The sequence below is a fragment of the Burkholderia sp. BCC0405 genome, from assembly GCF_902833075.1.
Classification (GTDB): Bacteria; Pseudomonadota; Gammaproteobacteria; order Burkholderiales; family Burkholderiaceae; genus Burkholderia.
Map to the genome: position 1 here is coordinate 336,516 of NZ_CADFEO010000002.1, position 17,283 is coordinate 353,798.

12 protein-coding genes and 1 pseudogene are annotated in these 17,283 nt (G+C 68.9%); 7 read left to right on the top strand and 6 right to left on the bottom strand.

The features are described 5' to 3' along the window. Positions 1-193: 193 nt before the first annotated feature. Positions 194-292 (top strand): annotated as a pseudogene (locus HWX36_RS04690) (EamA/RhaT family transporter); the annotation flags it as partial. 30 nt (positions 293-322) lie between these two features. Here HWX36_RS04690 and nth read toward each other — a convergent pair. Both nth and rsxB read right to left on the bottom strand, forming a co-directional pair. After that, positions 323-967 carry an endonuclease III gene (nth, locus tag HWX36_RS04695; protein WP_042976184.1) on the bottom strand — a complete coding sequence of 215 codons (645 nt, stop codon included), beginning with the start codon at positions 965-967 and terminating at the stop codon, positions 323-325. Continuing rightward, positions 964-1,956 carry an electron transport complex subunit RsxB gene (rsxB, locus tag HWX36_RS04700; RefSeq protein WP_175951080.1) on the bottom strand — a complete coding sequence of 331 codons (993 nt, stop codon included), beginning with the start codon at positions 1,954-1,956 and terminating at the stop codon, positions 964-966. Before rsxB ends, nth begins: the two co-directional genes overlap by 4 nt. Before the next feature lie 156 nt (positions 1,957-2,112). On the opposite strand from rsxB, the gene HWX36_RS04705 reads away from it, so the two are divergent. Next, complete coding sequence (locus tag HWX36_RS04705; protein ID WP_011352787.1) at positions 2,113-2,745, top strand: TetR family transcriptional regulator; 633 nt, start codon at positions 2,113-2,115, stop codon at positions 2,743-2,745. 70 nt (positions 2,746-2,815) lie between these two features. On the opposite strand, the gene phaZ is transcribed toward HWX36_RS04705, so the two are convergent. Together phaZ and HWX36_RS04715 are read right to left on the bottom strand one after the other, a co-directional pair. After that, entirely contained in the window at positions 2,816-4,297 is a 1,482-nt protein-coding gene (gene phaZ, locus HWX36_RS04710; protein ID WP_175951081.1) for a polyhydroxyalkanoate depolymerase, read from the bottom strand. 212 nt (positions 4,298-4,509) lie between these two features. Further along, the gene (locus tag HWX36_RS04715; protein ID WP_175951082.1) at positions 4,510-6,339 is read right to left on the bottom strand and encodes a glycoside hydrolase family 15 protein; all 1,830 of its coding nucleotides are present in this window, start codon (positions 6,337-6,339) and stop codon (positions 4,510-4,512) included. Between the two features lie 166 nt (positions 6,340-6,505). On the opposite strand from HWX36_RS04715, the gene HWX36_RS04720 reads away from it, so the two are divergent. Beyond that, positions 6,506-7,750 carry a lactonase family protein gene (locus HWX36_RS04720; protein ID WP_175951083.1) on the top strand — a complete coding sequence of 415 codons (1,245 nt, stop codon included), beginning with the start codon at positions 6,506-6,508 and terminating at the stop codon, positions 7,748-7,750. Positions 7,751-7,845: 95 nt separating this feature from the next. Here the strand turns inward: HWX36_RS04720 and HWX36_RS04725 are convergent, their stop codons facing one another. Together HWX36_RS04725 and HWX36_RS04730 are read right to left on the bottom strand one after the other, a co-directional pair. Next, positions 7,846-12,504, bottom strand: coding sequence for a DNA translocase FtsK (locus tag HWX36_RS04725; protein ID WP_175951084.1), 4,659 nt, complete (start codon positions 12,502-12,504; stop codon positions 7,846-7,848). Between the two features lie 177 nt (positions 12,505-12,681). Beyond that, positions 12,682-13,227: an META domain-containing protein gene (locus tag HWX36_RS04730; RefSeq protein WP_175951085.1), complete on the bottom strand. Its 546-nt coding sequence runs from the start codon at positions 13,225-13,227 to the stop codon at positions 12,682-12,684. A 213-nt stretch (positions 13,228-13,440) separates the two neighbouring features. Between HWX36_RS04730 and purT the strand changes: the two genes are divergently transcribed. The 4 genes from purT to HWX36_RS04750 all read left to right on the top strand — a co-directional run bounded on the left by purT (position 13,441) and on the right by HWX36_RS04750 (position 17,283). Next, positions 13,441-14,655 carry a formate-dependent phosphoribosylglycinamide formyltransferase gene (gene purT, locus HWX36_RS04735; RefSeq protein ID WP_175951086.1) on the top strand — a complete coding sequence of 405 codons (1,215 nt, stop codon included), beginning with the start codon at positions 13,441-13,443 and terminating at the stop codon, positions 14,653-14,655. A gap of 18 nt (positions 14,656-14,673) precedes the next feature. Then, positions 14,674-14,859: a DUF6726 family protein gene (locus HWX36_RS04740; RefSeq protein WP_175951087.1), complete on the top strand. Its 186-nt coding sequence runs from the start codon at positions 14,674-14,676 to the stop codon at positions 14,857-14,859. Positions 14,860-14,940: 81 nt separating this feature from the next. Beyond that, positions 14,941-15,321 carry an MliC family protein gene (locus HWX36_RS04745; RefSeq protein ID WP_175951088.1) on the top strand — a complete coding sequence of 127 codons (381 nt, stop codon included), beginning with the start codon at positions 14,941-14,943 and terminating at the stop codon, positions 15,319-15,321. Between the two features lie 393 nt (positions 15,322-15,714). Further along, positions 15,715-17,283: a DEAD/DEAH box helicase gene (locus HWX36_RS04750; protein WP_175951089.1), complete on the top strand. Its 1,569-nt coding sequence runs from the start codon at positions 15,715-15,717 to the stop codon at positions 17,281-17,283.

Sequence of the window (17,283 nt, forward strand, 5' to 3'; positions counted from 1 at the left end):
TGATTCGGACGGCGTGATGCCGCGTCGCGCATTGTACGCCGGGTCGGCGGACGGCGCTGGCCGTGGGCGGGAGCGGATTGCGCGGTGGCCCGCCAGGCGTGCAGTGCGCGGGCGCGCGGCGCCGGCCGGTTGCCGGCGCCCTGAGCCGGTGCCAGGGAGGGCGCGGGTAAGCGCGGGCTAGGTTCGTCGCCAGCCGCGGTGGCCCGCGACGGTCGGCGGCTGGGCGTCGATGCTCGCGATCGCGATCGCGCTCGTGTCGACAGTCGCGGCGATGCTCGCATTCCGTGCCGGGCGGTTGCGGCACGTCAGCCGCGGTTGCGCGTCACTCGTTCGGCGGTGGCGTCTTTGGCCTGAATTCGCACAGCGGCTCGATCGCGCAGTGCCAGCATTCGGGCTTGCGGGCCTTGCACACGTAGCGCCCGTGCAGGATCAGCCAGTGATGCGCATCCTGCAGGAATTCCTTCGGCGTGAACTTCTCGAGCGCGGCCTCGACGGCGCGCACGTCCTTGCCCGGCGCGAGCCCGGTGCGGTTCGCGACGCGGAAGATATGCGTGTCGACCGCAATCGTCGGCTGGCCGAACGCGGTGTTCAGCACGACGTTCGCGGTCTTGCGGCCGACGCCAGGCAGCCCTTCGAGCGCTTCGCGATCGGCCGGCACCTCGCCGTCGTAGCGGTCCAGCAGGATCCGGCACGTCGCGACCACGTTCTTCGCCTTGGTCCGGTACAGGCCGATCGTCTTGATGTACTCGGTGACGCCTTCTTCGCCGAGTGCGACGATTTGTCGCGGGGTGTTCGCGACCGGAAACATCTTCCGCATCGCCTTGTTGACCGATACGTCAGTCGCCTGCGCGGACAGCATCACGGCGATCAGCAGCTCGAACGGCGTCGAGTATTCGAGCTCGGTGGTCGGATGCGGATTGAGGCTCTGCAGCGTTTCGTAGATCGCGCGTCGTTTGCTGGCGTTCATGGAGCGTTCTGGTCGGGCGGTGCGGACGGGCCGCCTGGGCCGTCGTTGCCTGCGTCGTTCTCTTCGTCGGTGCCGCTCGCGGCTGCCGCTTCGGCGTCGCGCTGGGCCTGTTGTTCGGCGAGCCGTTTGCGGCGTGCCTCGGCCGCGTCGATCTGCGCCTGGACGGCCGCACTCACGCTTTCGGTGTTCTTCGGCCCGGCGCCTTGCCCGGACAGTTCTTCCTTCTTCTTGCGTGCCCGTTCGAGCGCGGCGGCGATGATCGCGCGCTTCTTCGCTTCGGCGTCGTCTACGGCCGGGGCGGCGGATTGCGTTTCCGCTGGTGCCGCCGCCGGCTTCGCGGCACTGGCCGCGCGGCGTGCGGCCGCGCGTGCTTCGGCGGCCTCGCGTTCGCGGCGCTGGCGCGCGAGCCGCAGGTCGTGGCGTTCGCGCGCGGCATCGGCCTGTTCCTGCGACCACGCGTCCCAGCCGGTGCGTTCGCCGGTCACCGGCAGCATCGCGATGCAGTCGACCGGGCAGGGCGGCACGCACAGGTCGCAGCCCGTGCACAGCGATTCGATGATCGTGTGCATCTGCTTCGGCGCACCGACGATCGCGTCGACCGGGCACGCCTGCATGCACAGCGTGCAGCCGATGCACAGGCTTTCGTCGATGAAGGCGACCGCGCGCGGATGCTCGCTGCCGTTGACGGGGTTCAGCGGAATCACCGGTTTGCCGAGCAGGCTCGACAGGCGCGCGATGCCTTCGGCGCCGCCGGGCGGGCACTGGTTGTAGTTCGCGTCGCCGGCGGCGATCGCCTCGGCGTACGGGCGGCAGCCGTTATAGCCGCACTTCGTGCATTGCGTCTGGGGAAGCAGATCTTCGATGCGATCTGCGAGTGTTTTGGAATCGGTCACGGTGACAACGGGCGCAGCGGCGCCGAATGGCTCTCGGCCACGTCGGGCGTGGCCGGAAAGGTTTGCCAAAGCTCGATTATCGCCGATTTCCCGCATTGCGCTGGACGCCGTCTGTGCGCATAATCGAACCGCTTTTTTGCAGGGGCTCAGCAGGAGGGCGGCCGCCCGCGGCTCGCCAGTTCCACGGCGGCCGGCGCCGAGGCGGTGGGGGTGCCGGTCCGGATCACGCGGCTCACATAGCAAAACGCCACCATGAATCAGCCAAAAATCAAAAGAGATCCTGAAGGTACGCGGCGCCGCATCCTGATGGCGGCAGCCGAAGAGTTCGCGAGTGGAGGGCTGTTCGGCGCACGCGTCGACCAGATCGCGCGCCGGGCCGAAACCAACGAGCGCATGCTCTATTACTACTTCGGCAGCAAGGAGCAGTTGTTCACGGCCGTGCTCGAACACGCGTTCTCCGCGCTGACCGAGGCCGAGCGCGAGCTCGATCTCGACGGCGTCGCGCCGGTCGAAGCCGTCACGCGGCTTGCGCATTTCGTTTGGGACTACTACCGCGACCATCCGGAACTGCTCAGGCTCATCAACAACGAGAACCTGCACGAAGCGCGCTACCTGCACAAGTCGACCCGGATCCGCGAGATGATGTCGCCGATCGTCGCGAAGCTCGGCAACGTGCTGACGCGCGGCCAGAAGGCCGGGTTGTTCCGCACCGACGTCGATCCGCTGCGCTTCTACGTCACGCTGTCGGGGCTCGGCTACTACATCGTGTCGAACCGCTTCACGCTCGCCGCGACGCTCGGCCGCGATTTCACCGATTCCGACGAGCGGGCCGAGATGGTCCGGATGAACACCGAAGTGCTGCTCGCGTATCTGCTGCGGCGCTGATGCGCCGCCAGATGTGAAAACGCCGCCGTGCGCAGGCAACGGCGGCGTTTTTTCGTCGGAACGCGGTGCGTCAGGCGGCCTTGCGCGGGCGCACGGCCTTTGCGCGTGGGCTGCCGGCGGCGCGTTTCTCGGCCGGTGCGGCCGATGCGGCCTTGGCGGGGGCGGCGGCTTTCGCCGGCGCCTTCGCGCGCGTGCGCTTCGCCGTGGCAGCGCGCGTCGTTTCGGCCGGCGCGTTGCTGGCCGGCACGGCCACGAGCGTCTTGGCCGCCGGTGCTGCCGGGACATCCTTCGTCGCGCCGTGCTTCGGCTCCGGTGCATGCTCGCGGATGAAGTCGCGCAGTTGCGGATAGATGATCGTGCGCCAGCGGCGGCCCGAGAAAATCCCGTAGTGACCGCACTTCTCGGCGGTCAGGCTGCGGCGCTGATCCTGCGGGATACCCGTGCACAGCTCGTGTGCGACGTGCGTCTGGCCGCTGCCGGAGATGTCGTCGAGTTCGCCCTCGATCGTCATCAGCGCGGTGCGCTTGATGTCCTGCGGACGCACGCGCTCGCCTTCGACATCCCACGTGCCTTCGGCCAGGCGGAATTCCTGGAACACGATGCGGATCGTCTCGAGGTAATACTCGGCGGCCATGTCGAGCACCGCGTTGTACTCGTCGTAGAAGCGGCGGTGCGCTTCGGCGTCATCCTCGTCGCCGCGCAGCAGGCTCTGGTAGAAATCCCAGTGCGATTGCGCGTGCCGCTCCGGGTTCATCGCAACGAAGCCCGTGTGCTGAAGGAAGCCCGGATACACCTGGCGGCCTTCGCCCGGATAGTTGGCGGGCACCGTGTGGATCACGTTGTTCTCGAACCACGCGGTCGAGTGCTGCGTGGCGAGCGAATTCACCGAAGTCGGGCTGCGGCGCGCGTCGATCGGGCCGCCCATCATCGTCATCGTGAGCGGCGTGTCCTCGCCGCGGCTCGCCATCAGCGAGATCGCCGCGAGCACCGGCACCGTCGGCTGGCACACCGAGATCACGTGCAGGTTGCGCGCGCCGATGTGACGGATGAACTCCTGGATGTACGCGATGTAGTCGTGCAGGTGGAACGGGCCGGTTTCGACCGGCACCATCCGCGCGTCGATCCAGTCGGTGATGTAGACCTTGTGATCCTGCAGCAGCGTGCGCACCGTATCGCGCAGCAGCGTCGAGTGGTGGCCCGACAGCGGCGCGCAGACCAGCACGACCGGCTCGTCCTTCAGTTGCGTGACGGCGTCGGCGTCGTCCGAATAGCGCTTGAAACGCAGCAGCCGGCAGAACGGCTTCTCGACGATCGTCTGCTCGACGATCGGAATGTTGTGGCCGTCCTTGACGATCTGATGAATGTTGAATTCGGGCTTCTCGTAATCCTTGCCGAGCCGGTACATCAGTTCGTACGCGGCGGCCATCCGCGTCGCGCCGGGCATCAGCGAGAACGGGCTGGACGGATTGGCGAACGACTTGGAGGCGGCCTGGGCCCAGGCCGTGAGCGGGCTCAGCATCGCCCGCTGGAATTCGTGCAATTGGTAAAGCATGCAGGCTACTCCCGCGTGGGGGACGGTGCGCAAGGGCGGCGTGGGGCGTCGCGGCGTGCCGTGTGGGTCAGCGACCGGCCATGTTGCATTGCGGCCGGACAATCGCGTCGATCATATCGGACAACGATGGGTGGTGCAATGCAACATTTCCCCGATTTTTCATCAAAGTTTTGCGATTTGACGTTCTCTGACCAAGTCGCTCGCGCCCCCGTTCAGCGCCCCGTCGCGACGGCCGGCGCGGGCTGGCCGGCTGCGCGCGCCATCGCGTCCTCGTGGTGCATCAGGTTCATCGCGGTATGCACGAGCGCCACATGGGAAAACGCCTGCGGGAAGTTGCCGACGAGCCGTCCGGCGACCGGGTCGTACTCCTCCGCGAGCAGCCCGAGATCGTTCGACAGCGCGAGCAGCCGGCTGAACAGGCGGTGCGCGTCGTCGATCCGGCCGAGCAGCGCATAGTTGTCGACCAGCCAGAAGCTGCACGCGAGAAACGTGCCTTCGCCAGGCGGCAGGCCGTCGTCGTAGTCGGTCGTGCGGTAGCGCAGCACGAGCCCGTCATGCAGCAATTCCCGCTCGATCGCTTCGACCGTGCCGACGATGCGCGGATCTTCCGGCGGCAGGAAGCCGAGCAGCGGCATCAGCAGCACGCTCGCGTCGAGCTCGTCGCTGCCGTAGCTCTGTGCAAACGCCTGTTTGCTTTCGTGCCACGCGTTGTTGCACACGTCGGCATGGATCCGGTCGCGCAGCGCGCGCCAGCGGTCGAGCGAGCCGGGCAGCCGGAACATCTCCGCCGACTTGATCGCGCGGTCGAACGCGACCCACGCCATCACCTTCGAGAACGTGAAATGGCGGCGGCCGCCGCGCGTTTCCCAGATGCCTTCGTCGGGTTCCTGCCAGATCTTCTCGAGATGATCGAGCAGCGCGCACTGCACGGACCAGACCGTGTCGTCGGCCTGCAGGCCGCCCACCCGTGCGAGGTGCAGCGCGGCCATCACCTCGCCGAACACGTCTAGCTGCAGCTGGTTCGCGGCGCCGTTGCCGATGCGCACCGGCTTCGAGTCCTGGTAGCCGGGCAGCCAGTCGAGCTCCATTTCCGGCAGCCGGCGCTCGCCGGCGATCCCGTACATGATCTGGATCTGCTCGGGCGAGCCGGCCATCACCCGGCCCAGCCACGTGCGCCACGCGCGCGCCTCGTCGTAGTAGCCGCCGCGCATCAGCGCGAGCAGCGTGATCGTCGCGTCGCGCAGCCAGCAGTAGCGGTAGTCCCAGTTGCGGTTGCCGCCGATCTTCTCGGGCAGCGACGTGGTCGGCGCCGCGACGATGCCGCCGGTCGGCTCGTACGCAAGCGCCTTCAGCGTGATCAGCGAACGGCGCACCGCGGCCGCGTAGCGGCCCTGCACCTGGCAGCGGCCCGACCAATCGAGCCAGTAGTTCTCGGTGCGTGCGAGCATCGACAGCGGATCGCGCGCGGGCGGCAGCCGCAGGTGCGACGCCGCATAGCTCAGCGAGAACGGCACGCGCTCGTCCGCGGTTACCGTGAATTCCGCGAGCGTGTGGAGGTTTTTGCCGGCTAGCGGCACCGGCGTGCGCAGCACGACGGTGTCGGGGCCCGCGATCGCCTTCATGCCGTCCTCGCGGGTCAGCTGCGTGACCCACGGGACCGAGAAGCCGTAGTCGAAGCGCAACACCAGCTCCATGCGCATCTTCATCGTGCCGTGGCGGCCGACGACGATCCGCACCAGTTCGGACCAGCCGTTGCCGGGCGGCATGAAGTCGATCACGGTGACGGCGCCGTCGGCGCTTTCGTAGTCGGTTTCGAGAATCAGCGTGTCGCCGCGATAGCGGCGCGTCGTGTGCGTGATCGCGGCGTCGGCGGCCGGCGCGAGCAGCCAGCGGCCGTGCTCGGGCGTGCCGAGAAGCGCCGCGAAGCAGGCGCCCGAATCGAAGCGGGGCCAGCACAGCCAGTCGACGGAGCCGTCTTTGGCGATCAGCGCGGCGGTGTGGCCGTCGCCGACGAGGGCGTAGTCTTCGATCAGGGCAGGCATGGGCAGGCGATCCTTGGGTATTCGAGTTCACAATGCGGGCGGCGGTGGCCAAGGCTTCACGCGCTGGCGCCGCGCCCCGTATACTCGGCCGGGCGGCGGAGCGCATGAACGGCCGGCGTTTCGTCCTATCTCAACACTTGAAGCGACTCGATGCAAGGAGGATTCAATGCCCAACCGTTTACGCGAGCGTGACGCACGCGCTTCGACACGAGGGTTCCCGCTTAGGCTCGCTCACTGGATGAAAGGTTTCGCGATCGTGCTCTCCCTTTCCGCGACCCACGCATTTGCGCAGCAATCGCCCGCCCCGGCCGACGGCGTCTACAACCTGCTCGTCGGCACCTATACGGGGGGCGGCAGCGACGGCATCTATGTTTACCGCTTCGATACGAAAACCGGCAGCGTCGCGCCCGTGTCGTCGGCGAAGACCGTGAATCCGTCGTACCTGTTGCCGAGCCGCGACGGTCGCACCGTCTACGCGGTCAACGAACTGCCCGGCGACGACGGCCCGGCGACGCAGCGCGGCGGCGTCAGCGCATTCCGCTTCGACGCGAAGACGGGCGCGCTGAGCTTCATCGACCGCGTGTCGTCGGAAGGGAACGATCCTTGCTATCTCGCGCTGTCGCCGGACGGCAAATACCTCGTGACGGCCAACTACTCGGTCGCGAAGGATCCGGGTGGCAGCTTCGCGGTGTTTCCGCTGCGCGACAATGGCGCGGTCGGTCAGGCCGTGCTGACGGTGCATCATGAAGGCACTGGGCCCGTGAAGGGTCGCCAGGACGGCGCGCACGTGCATTCGACGGTGTTTTCGCCGGACGGCCATTACCTGTTCGTGCAGGATCTCGGCACGGACAAGATCTACGGCTACCGCTACACGGTGGACGGCAGCCGCGGGCTGATCAGCCCGACCGACACGCGCTACACGCCGGTGAAGGCGGGCTCGGGCCCGCGTCACATGGTGTTCGGCGCTGATGGCCGGTACGCGTACGTGACGAGCGAGCTCAATGCGTCGGTCGAGGTGTTCGGCTACCACGACGGCAAGCTGACGCCGGTCGAGACCGTGTCGATGACCGCGCCGGGCTTCAAGGGCAAGGTCGGCGGCGGCGCGATCCACCTGTCGCCGGACGGCCGCTTCCTGTACGTGAGCAACCGCGGCGATGCGAACGACCTGGTGATCTACGCGGTGAACCAGGCGGACGGCCGGTTGAAGCTGGTCGGCCGCCAGTCGAGCCTCGGCAAGACGCCGCGCGAGTTCCTGATCGATCCGACCGGCAAGTGGCTGATCGTTGGCAACCAGGACAGCGATACGTTCTACGTGTTCAGCCGCAATGTCGAAACGGGGCAGCTCGGCCTGAATCCGCAGAAGGTGGCGGTCGGCAAGCCGGTCGACTTCAAGCTGGTGCCGGTGCAGTAAAGGAAAAGGGCGCTGCCGATGCAGCGCCCTTTCGGGGGGCGGCCGGTTTCCCGGTGCGCCCGTACCGGTTGCCGGCGGCCGACCGGCCGCCGCGCTCAGTCGGCCGCGGCCGGCACGAGCACCTCGCGGCTGCCGTTGATGCCCATCGCCGACACGAGCCCGGCCGTCTCCATCTGCTCGACGAGGCGCGCCGCGCGGTTGTAGCCGATGCGCAACTGCCGCTGCACCGACGAGATCGACGCGCGCCGCGTGCGCACGACGAACGCGACGGCTTCGTCGTACAGCGGATCGGCTTCCGCATCCGGCGCATCGCCGAACAGGTCCTGCGTCGCGCCGTCGGCGGCCGGGCCGTCGAGGATCCCTTCCTCGTACTGCGGCTCGCCGAACTGCTTCAGGTATTCGACGATCCGGTGCACTTCCTCGTCGGCGACGAACGCGCCGTGCACGCGCTGCGGATAACCGGTGCCCGGCGGCAGGAACAGCATGTCGCCCATTCCGAGCAGCGATTCGGCGCCCATCTGGTCGAGAATCGTGCGCGAGTCGATCTTCGACGACACCTGGAACGCGACGCGCGTCGGGATGTTCGCCTTGATCAGGCCCGTGATCACGTCGACGGACGGACGCTGCGTCGCGAGAATCAGGTGGATGCCGGCCGCACGCGCCTTCTGCGCGAGGCGCGCGATCAGTTCCTCGATCTTTTTGCCTGCGACCATCATCAGGTCGGCCAGCTCGTCGATCACGACGACGATCAGCGGCAGCGTCGACAGCGGCTCCGGATCCTCGGGCGTCAGCGAGAACGGGTTGCCGATCTTCTTTTCCTTCGCTTCGGCGTCGCGGATCTTCTGGTTGAAGCCCGCGAGGTTGCGCACGCCGACGGCCGACATCAGCCGGTAGCGTTTCTCCATTTCGCCGACGCACCAGTTCAGCGCGTTCGCCGCGAGCTTCATGTCGGTGACGACCGGCGCGAGCAGGTGCGGGATGCCTTCGTAGACCGACAGCTCCAGCATCTTCGGGTCGATCATGATGAGCCGCACGTCTTCCGGCGTCGCCTTGTACAGCAGCGACAGGATCATCGCGTTGATCGCGACCGACTTGCCCGAGCCCGTCGTGCCGGCGACAAGCATGTGCGGCGCCTTCGCGAGATCGGTGACGACCGGGTGGCCGGTGATGTCCTTGCCCATCGCGATCGTCAGCTGCGAGGCAGAGTGCTGGTACTGGCGCGACTCGAGAATTTCCGACAGGCGGATCATCTGGCGCTTCGCGTTCGGCAGTTCGAGGCCCATGCAGGTCTTGCCGGGAATCGTCTCGACGACGCGGACCGACGTGAGGCCGAGGCCGCGCGACAGGTCCTTCATCAACCCGACGATCTGGCTGCCGCGCACGCCGAGCGCGGGTTCGATCTCGAAGCGCGTGATCACGGGGCCGGCCGAAGCGCCGACGACCGTCACCGGCACCTTGAATTCCTGCAGCCGCTGTTCGATCACCTGCGCCGTTTGCGCGAGATGTTCCTCGGTGATCATTTCGACGTCGTCGGACGCGGGCTCAAGCAGGTCGAGCGTCGGCAGTTCGACGTTGAACGACGCGGGCGCGTGGAATTCGAACGCGTTCGGGCGCGGTGGGCGCGCGGGGGTGTCGGCGGGCGGCGGCGATGCGGCTTCGATCGGCACGGCCGGTGCGGTCGCCGCGGCGGTGGCCGCTTCGGCCGGGTGGCCGACGGGCATCGCCGGTACGGGCGCGACCGCCGCCGGTGCGGACAGGCTCGCGCCGGGGATCGTTGCTGGGGGTTGCGGCGCCGCGGCCAATGGGGCTGCCGGTGCCGCGGAGACATTCGACGCGGGCCAGCTTGCCGGCGACGAGGCCGAGGCGGGCGGGGTTGAAAACGTCGTGGCTTCGATTGCTGCAGGTGCGGAAGCGATCGACGGAGCCAGCGTCGCGGTGGTTACGCCGAAGGACGTCAGCGAGCCGGCCGGAGCGGCGGGCGCACTGGCGATCGGTTGCGCTGGCGTCGCTGCCGCCGTGGCGATCGATGCGTTTGGGGCGGAGGACGGTGCAGTCGTGTCGGAAGCGGCCGGTGGTACGGGCAGGCTTGCGGTCGGCTGCGGTGCGACTGCGCCGGAGGTGCCGAATGTGGTACCCGTCGACGAGGTTGCCGGGTTGGCCTGAAGCGTCGGGGCGGGCGCGGACGGTGTAGTGATCAGGCCCGACGCTACATTGACGGGTGCCGTGGCAGCCATCGCCGGCATGGCGGGCGCAGGCGCGGTCGAACCGGAAGTCGAAGCCGACACGCCGGCCGTCGAAGGCGTCACGGCGGGCGTGACGGACGACGCGGGTGTCGATGCACGGAGGGGCGAACCGTCTGTCGTGCCCGCAACGCTGACCGGAGGCGCCGGCGCGACGGATGCAGCGTTCGATGCCGAAGTGGCCGGCTGCGAAAGCGGAGCCGACGCAGCGCCGGTCACGCCGATCGGGGATGCCGGCGCGATGGATGCAGCGTTCGACTCAGCCGGTTGAGCCAGCGAACCGGATACCGTGCCGATCACACCGTCCGACAAGGCGGTGACGGCGACAGGCGCAATGCCCGATGCGGATGCGGACGCTTGCGAGGTCGAATCGTGGGCGGTGCCGGCGAGCGGCGACGCAGTATTTGCCGACGGAGCTTGCGCGGCGGCAAACGGTTGAGCCGTAACCGGCGATTTCGGCAATTCCGCGGTGACGGGCGTATTCGTCGTGGCCGGTTGCGCCGTCGAAGGCGTCCACGTCCATGCCGCGGCCGGTGCGGCGCCATGAGCGATTGCCGTCAGCGGCGCTGCAGGTTCCACCGTGTCCGACTTGGCTGCTTCCAGTGCGGCACTCGATGCGGACGGTGCCGCCGCTGCAGCAAATGGCCGGGTGTCGGCACTTGTGCGCGATGTCGTTTCGGCGATCGGCGAAGAGGGGGGGGCCGCGAACGGCGCGATGTTCCCGGCGGGCTTCACGTCGGCGTGCGCGTCGGCGATGCCCTGCGGCATGCGGGCCGAGGCCGTGCGATCGATTGCAGCAGCCGATTGCGCCGTGTCCTTGTCGTCAGTGTCGAACGATGCCGGCGGGTTGCTCGCGGCGATGTCGTGAGCCGCCTCGGTCGTCGGTTGCGCGGACGCGGCATTGGCCGGTTCCGATCCCGTCACAGCCGTCGATGACGCGGCGACCGGGTGCCACGCGGACGCGTCGAACCCGGAAACCGGCTGGCTGGCGAGGTCTTCCCACGGCGCGAGGTCGATGGGTGCGTCGAACGCCGGCGCGGGCGTGATGCCCGATGCCGGTGCGGCAGCGGCATCGTCGGCGTGCCGGCTCTCGTCATCGGCGCGATGCGAGAACGCGGCGTCGTCGATGACGGTATTCGGCGCCGCGTGCGGTGCGGCGGCGTCGAGCGTCACGGCGCCCGCATCCGCAACCGGTGCATCGACAGCGGGTGCTGCCGGCACGAACGCGTCGAGCATGATCGGTGCGTTGTCGTCGTACGCGGGCGTCGCATCGTGTGCGAGCGGAACACTGGCGTCATGCGCCGCCAGGCCGTGGGCCGCGGAGGCGAACCCGGCCGGCACGGTCGCTGCCGCCGGCGCTGCCATGCCGGCTGCTGCCGCGGCCACACCGGCCACAGTTGCAGCTGCCGCCGCGTGCCCCGCACCGTCCGACTGCGCACCACCCAGCGTCGCCCATTGCGCGGTGCTGGCCTCGATCGAGCGCAGCGTGTCGTGCACGCTCGGCGCCGGCGTGATCGGTGCGGCGGGTTTTTCCGTCCACGCATAGAGCGGTGCGCGCGCCGGCGTTTGCTGCGCCGGGCGACGTCGTGCCGCATCCGACGGCAGGCCGGCCGAACCGGCGCCTGCGACGGGGCGTACCGGCGGGCGCTGCGGCTGCGTGGTGGCCGGCCGCGGCGTGACCGTGGTGCGCGGCGGGGTCGGCTTCAACGTGGCGGTGGTCGGTCGCGCGGCAGTCGGCCGCGGGCGGACGGGTTCGAATCCGGCAGGAAGCGGGGCCGGATCGGGGCGCGGGACTTGTGCGTTTGCTGCCGCGCGCGCGAGGCTGGCGGTGCTGCCGGTCGTCGGCGGCGGCATCGCACTGGCCGGGGGGATCGGCGCGGGCGGTGTCGGCATGCTGCGCTGGGGCGCGGCCGGCTTCAACCAGCCCGACGGCGCAACAGGTTCCACGTGCGGACGGGCAGGCGTGCTGCTGCGCAGCTGCGCCTGCGGGTCGGGTTTCCACAGCGTCGGGCGCGAATACCGGCCGTTCCGGCGCGGCGCCATCGAATTGACGGTATGTGCGGTGGTCGGCTGGACGACATCGTCGTCGCGATGCAACGCGCTGCGCGGCAGGTCGGCGATGCCGCGCACTTCGTCGTCACCGCCGTCGCGCGCCAGCTTGACGCCGAACGACGTATCGACCCACGCGGCGAACTGCCGCCAGCCGATGCCGATCAGCCAGGGCAACCCGGCGAAGAACAGCACGACCATCGCGACCGGCGTGCCGATCGGGCCCAGCACGTGGGCGAAGCCTGCGGAGAACGCATGGCCGAGCGCGTTCGTGTCGGGGCCCGACAGTGGGCTCGTCAGCGTGCAGCTGGCCACGAACACGGCGGCGAAGCCGAGCCACAGGCGGATCGAGCCGCGGCCGGCGAGCCCGCCGCCGCCGGGCAGCATCGCCTGCACGAGACGCCAGAAGAGAAGGAGGAACCAGACGGCGGAGATGCCGAACCAGCCGAAGACAACCGTGTGCATGCTTTGAAACAGGAGTGGGGAGGGGCGCGCGGGGCGCGACCCGCCGAGTTTAACCGGCCGGCGAACAAGACTCTAACGCGGCGTGCATTCGATTCACGCCGCGCGACGCGTGTGCGCGGCACACGCGCGTGGCGCGCCACGCGAAGGCGGTCGGTCGGCCTTCGCGCGCGCCGTGCATCAGGGGCTCCGGTGCGTGAAGGTCAGCGTTGCGCCGGAAGTGGTCACGATCTGCAATTGCTGCGGCTCGCGCATCTGCACGCCGGTCTTGTCGACGTGGGCGAGTGCGTCGAGGTACGCGGTTTCGAGCTGGCCGCCGAGCGTATTCGGGCAGGCCATCCGTGTGCCGGCGAGCGGCCCGAAGCTCAACAGGCCGTTCTTGATCGCATAGGTGCCCGTGTAGCGATTGCAGCCCGAGAACCCGCTGGCGCGCCGGATGCCCGAGTCGGTCGACAGCGCGAGCTTGATCGGCTCGCCGTTGTCGCCGTGCGGGATCGCGCGCTGCGTGCCGTCGGCATTCAGCCAGCTGGTGAGTTCCCAGCTCGTGTCGTCGAGCAGCTGGACGGCGGCCGGATTGTACGGGTCGGGCGCGGGGGCGGCGGAATCGGGGTGGGTCGGCATTGCGCAGGCGGCGAGAAGCGTGGCAAGCGTCAACGCGCAAAGCGGCGCGCGCAGCGGACGAAGCAGGCCGGTGCGTGCGCGTGCGGCGGCGGACAGGTGGGACATGAGCCTCGTTCCTCATCGGATTCTGATCAAGGCGTAAGAGTAACGCACCCACCCCGCGGCAGGCGAGCCGACACTTCGCGCGTGAAAACGTTCGCAGCCCGCTTGCGAGCGGCCCGCGGCCGGGCGTCGGCGCGGCGAAACGCGCAAAACCGGTGCCGTGGCGCGTGTTAACATCGGAGCCGTTTTCGTCCTCCACCAGAAGCGGGTAATCACATGCAGATCGGTCAGCGGCTCGGTACGCCGCTCTCACCCTCGGCCACGCGCGTCATGCTGCTCGGCGCCGGCGAACTCGGCAAGGAAGTCATCATCGCGTTGCAGCGGCTCGGCGTCGAAGTCGTCGCGGTCGACCGCTATCCGGACGCACCGGGCCACCAGGTCGCGCACCGCGCGCACGTGATCGACATGACGGACGCCGCCGCGCTGCGGGCGATCGTCGAAGCCGAACGCCCGCACCTGATCGTGCCCGAGATCGAGGCGATCGCGACCGACGCGCTCGCGGCGATCGAGGCGGCCGGCCTTGCCGAGGTGATCCCGACCGCACGCGCGACGCAGCTCACGATGAACCGTGAAGGGATCCGCCGGCTCGCGGCCGAGGAGCTCGGCCTGCCGACCTCGCCGTATGCGTTCGCGGATTCGTTCGAGGCGTTCAGCGCGGCGATCGCGAAGATCGGCATGCCGTGCGTCGTGAAGCCCGTGATGTCGTCGTCGGGCAAGGGGCAGTCGGTCGTGAAGACCGAAGCCGACGTGAAGCCGGCGTGGGACTACGCGATGGCGGGCGGACGGGTGAACCACGGCCGCGTGATCGTCGAGGGTTTCATCGATTTCGATTACGAGATCACGCAGCTCACCGTGCGCGCGATCGATCCGGCGACGGACGCCACGCGCACCTACTTCTGCGAGCCGGTCGGCCACGTGCAGGTCGCGGGCGACTACGTCGAGTCGTGGCAGCCGCAGCCGATGAGCGCGGTGGCGCTCGAGAAGTCGCGCGAGATCGCGCACAAGGTCACCGAGGCGCTCGGCGGGCGCGGGATGTTCGGCGTCGAGCTGTTCGTGCGCGACGACGACGTCTGGTTCTCCGAGGTGAGCCCGCGGCCGCACGATACGGGCCTCGTCACGCTTGCGTCGCAGCGCCAGTCGGAATTCGAGCTGCACGCGCGTGCGATTCTCGGGCTGCCGGTCGATCCGGCGCTGGGTACGCCGGCCGCGTCGGCCGTGATCTACGGCGGGCTCGACGAGCGCGGGATCGCGTTCGAGGGCGTGCGCGACGCGCTCGCGGTGCCGGGCGCGGACCTGCGCCTGTTCGGCAAGCCGGAAAGTTTTGCGAAGCGGCGCATGGGCGTCGCGCTGGCGACCGGCGCGACCGTCGACGAAGCCCGCGAACGCGCGAAGCGTGCCGCCGCGGCCGTCCGGCCCGTGTCGGCACGCTGACGCAACCAGGAGAGGACGATGGCGCCGACGTGGCTGCGTATCGGGAAGCTGGCCGCCGCGCTGGCGCTTGCAGTGAACCTCGCCGGTTGCGGCCTCGCGGCCGCACCGTGCCGGGTCGCCTCGGCCGGGCTCAAGATCGTGCCGCTCGTCGGCCATGTCGCGGCCGCACCGACCGACGCGTGTGCCGACGTCATCGATCCCTGATCACGATACCCGTCCCGATCGCCAGCAATAATCGCGCGCCCCGCGAGGGCGCGTTTTCACCCGTCTCGTGAGAGGACCTGCATGATTCGCCAAACCCTCGCCGCGCTCGCGCTCGCCGGCACGGCCGTTTCCGTCGCGCATGCCGCGCAACTGACCGTCGAAGAGATCGACGCCGATTCGCGCCAGTTCGCCGTCTACCAGTGCGCGAACCAGAAGCAACCGGTGCGCGTGTCGTACTGGCTCGCGGGCAACGGCCAGAGCTTCGCGCTCGTGCCGGTCAACGGAAGGCAGATGCTGTTCGTCGACACCGTGTCGGCGTCGGGCGCGCGCTACCAGGCCGGCCGCTATACGTGGTGGACGAAGGGCAAGGAAGCGACGCTGCGCGACGAGATCGCCGACCCGAACGCGCCGCCGCTGCTGGGTGACTGCGTACAGGTCGAGAAGAAAAAGAAGAAGGGCTGAGCGCCCGGCGGGAACGTGGATCGTGCGGCCGGTGCCTGCCGGCGGCCGGCTCCCGGGCCTGCCGGCCCGGCAAGCGGGCTGGCGGCGGGCGACCGCGCCAGACGATCCGGGATCAGCCCCCTGAAATCAGCCGCGGGCCGATCAGGTGAATCCGATCGGGTCATTCGTCTGCCGCACGGGCTGCCCGGGCCCGCCGCGCGAACCGCCGTCGCGGCTGTTCGCGGCGTTGTCACGGACAGATGGCTGCGCAGTGCTACAATACGGCCCTTTCCGTCGGCATTCGCGCCGAACGGAGTCCGCACGGCCTGGCGTCCAGCGTTCGCATTGAACCGGTCCCAAGCGCCAGAGCGGCGCCGCGCGGCGCGCCGCGGCTCCGTCTAATTCCGAATTGTGATGAGCGCAGGCCCGGCTGGCCTGACGCACGATGTCCCCGCCGCGCCTTTTGAGCGAAACGCCACCATGTCCAATTCTGTCGCCAAGCCCGTCGACGCAACCTTCGATCAATTCGGCCTTGCCGCCGATATCCTGAAAGCCATTGCGGAGCAGGGTTATACGACGCCGACGCCGATCCAGGCGCAGGCCATTCCGGTCGTGCTCGCCGGCCGCGACGTCATGGGCGCCGCGCAAACAGGCACCGGCAAGACCGCGAGTTTCTCGCTGCCGATCATCCAGCGGCTGCTGCCGCAGGCCAACACGAGCGCGTCTCCGGCGCGCCACCCGGTGCGTGCGCTGATCCTCACGCCGACCCGCGAACTCGCCGACCAGGTCGCCGCGAACGTGCACGCGTATGCGAAGCACACGCCGCTGCGCAGCGCGGTCGTGTTCGGCGGTGTCGACATGAACCCGCAGATGGCCGAACTGCGCCGCGGCGTCGAGATCCTGATCGCGACGCCCGGCCGTCTGCTCGACCACGTACAGCAGAAAACGGCGAATCTCGGCCAGGTGCAGATCCTCGTGCTCGACGAAGCCGACCGGATGCTCGACATGGGCTTCCTGCCCGATCTGCAGCGCATCCTGAACCTGCTGCCGAAGGAGCGCCAGACGCTGCTGTTCTCGGCCACCTTCTCGCCGGAAATCAAGAAGCTTGCGTCGACCTACCTGCGCAACCCGCAGACGATCGAAGTCGCACGCAGCAACTCGACGAACGCGAACGTCACGCAGATCGTCTACGACGTCGCCGAAGGCGACAAGCAGGCGGCCGTCGTGCAATTGCTGCGCGATCGCGGCCTCAAGCAGGTCATCGTGTTCTGCAACAGCAAGATCGGCGCAAGCCGCCTTGCGCGCAATCTCGAGCGCGACGGCGTGGTCGCGTCGGCGATCCACGGCGACAAGACGCAGATCGAGCGGATGCAGGCACTCGACGCGTTCAAGCGCGGCGAGATCGAGGCGCTGGTCGCGACCGACGTGGCCGCGCGCGGCCTCGACATCGCCGAACTGCCGGCCGTGATCAACTTCGACCTGCCGTTCAGCGCGGAAGACTACGTGCACCGGATCGGCCGTACCGGCCGTGCGGGTGCGACGGGCGACGCGCTGTCGCTGTGCAGCCCGAACGAGCGCAAGCAGCTTGCCGATATCGAGAAGCTGATCAAGCGTCCGCTCGAAGTGCAGACGCTCGCGCTCGACAAGCCCGCACGCCATCGTCACGACGAGCGCGGCAACGACCGCGGCGGCGATCGCAACAGCGAGCGCGGTGCCGAGCGGGGCGGCGAACGAGGTGGCCGTCGCGATCGCGACGAGCATCGCGGCGCGTCGGGGCGCCGGCCGGGCGGTTCCGAGCGCGGTCATCACCGTCGCCACGAAGCGCCGGTCGACGATTTTTTCCTGAAGCCGTACGAGCCGTCGGCGTCGGCGAAGCAGCACGACGACGCGCAGCCCGCGCAGCAGCCCGAGAAGAAGGGGCCGAAGCGTCAGGTCGCCGCACTGCTCGGCGGGTTCGGGATGCCGCGCAAGCCGTCGGTGTAA

What these genes read in the sequence shown, in the direction of transcription:
- HWX36_RS04745 (WP_175951088.1), top strand. Translation starts at nt 14,941, where the DNA reads ATGATTCGCCAAACCCTCGCCGCGCTCGCGCTCGCCGGCACGGCCGTT.
- HWX36_RS04715 (WP_175951082.1), bottom strand. Translation starts at nt 6,339, where the DNA reads ATGCCTGCCCTGATCGAAGACTACGCCCTCGTCGGCGACGGCCACACC.
- HWX36_RS04730 (WP_175951085.1), bottom strand. Translation starts at nt 13,227, where the DNA reads ATGTCCCACCTGTCCGCCGCCGCACGCGCACGCACCGGCCTGCTTCGT.
- nth (WP_042976184.1), bottom strand. Translation starts at nt 967, where the DNA reads ATGAACGCCAGCAAACGACGCGCGATCTACGAAACGCTGCAGAGCCTC.
- HWX36_RS04725 (WP_175951084.1), bottom strand. Translation starts at nt 12,504, where the DNA reads ATGCACACGGTTGTCTTCGGCTGGTTCGGCATCTCCGCCGTCTGGTTC.
- phaZ (WP_175951081.1), bottom strand. Translation starts at nt 4,297, where the DNA reads ATGCTTTACCAATTGCACGAATTCCAGCGGGCGATGCTGAGCCCGCTC.
- purT (WP_175951086.1), top strand. Translation starts at nt 13,441, where the DNA reads ATGCAGATCGGTCAGCGGCTCGGTACGCCGCTCTCACCCTCGGCCACG.
- rsxB (WP_175951080.1), bottom strand. Translation starts at nt 1,956, where the DNA reads ATGCGGGAAATCGGCGATAATCGAGCTTTGGCAAACCTTTCCGGCCAC.
- HWX36_RS04720 (WP_175951083.1), top strand. Translation starts at nt 6,506, where the DNA reads ATGCCCAACCGTTTACGCGAGCGTGACGCACGCGCTTCGACACGAGGG.
- HWX36_RS04705 (WP_011352787.1), top strand. Translation starts at nt 2,113, where the DNA reads ATGAATCAGCCAAAAATCAAAAGAGATCCTGAAGGTACGCGGCGCCGC.
- HWX36_RS04750 (WP_175951089.1), top strand. Translation starts at nt 15,715, where the DNA reads ATGAGCGCAGGCCCGGCTGGCCTGACGCACGATGTCCCCGCCGCGCCT.
- HWX36_RS04740 (WP_175951087.1), top strand. Translation starts at nt 14,674, where the DNA reads ATGGCGCCGACGTGGCTGCGTATCGGGAAGCTGGCCGCCGCGCTGGCG.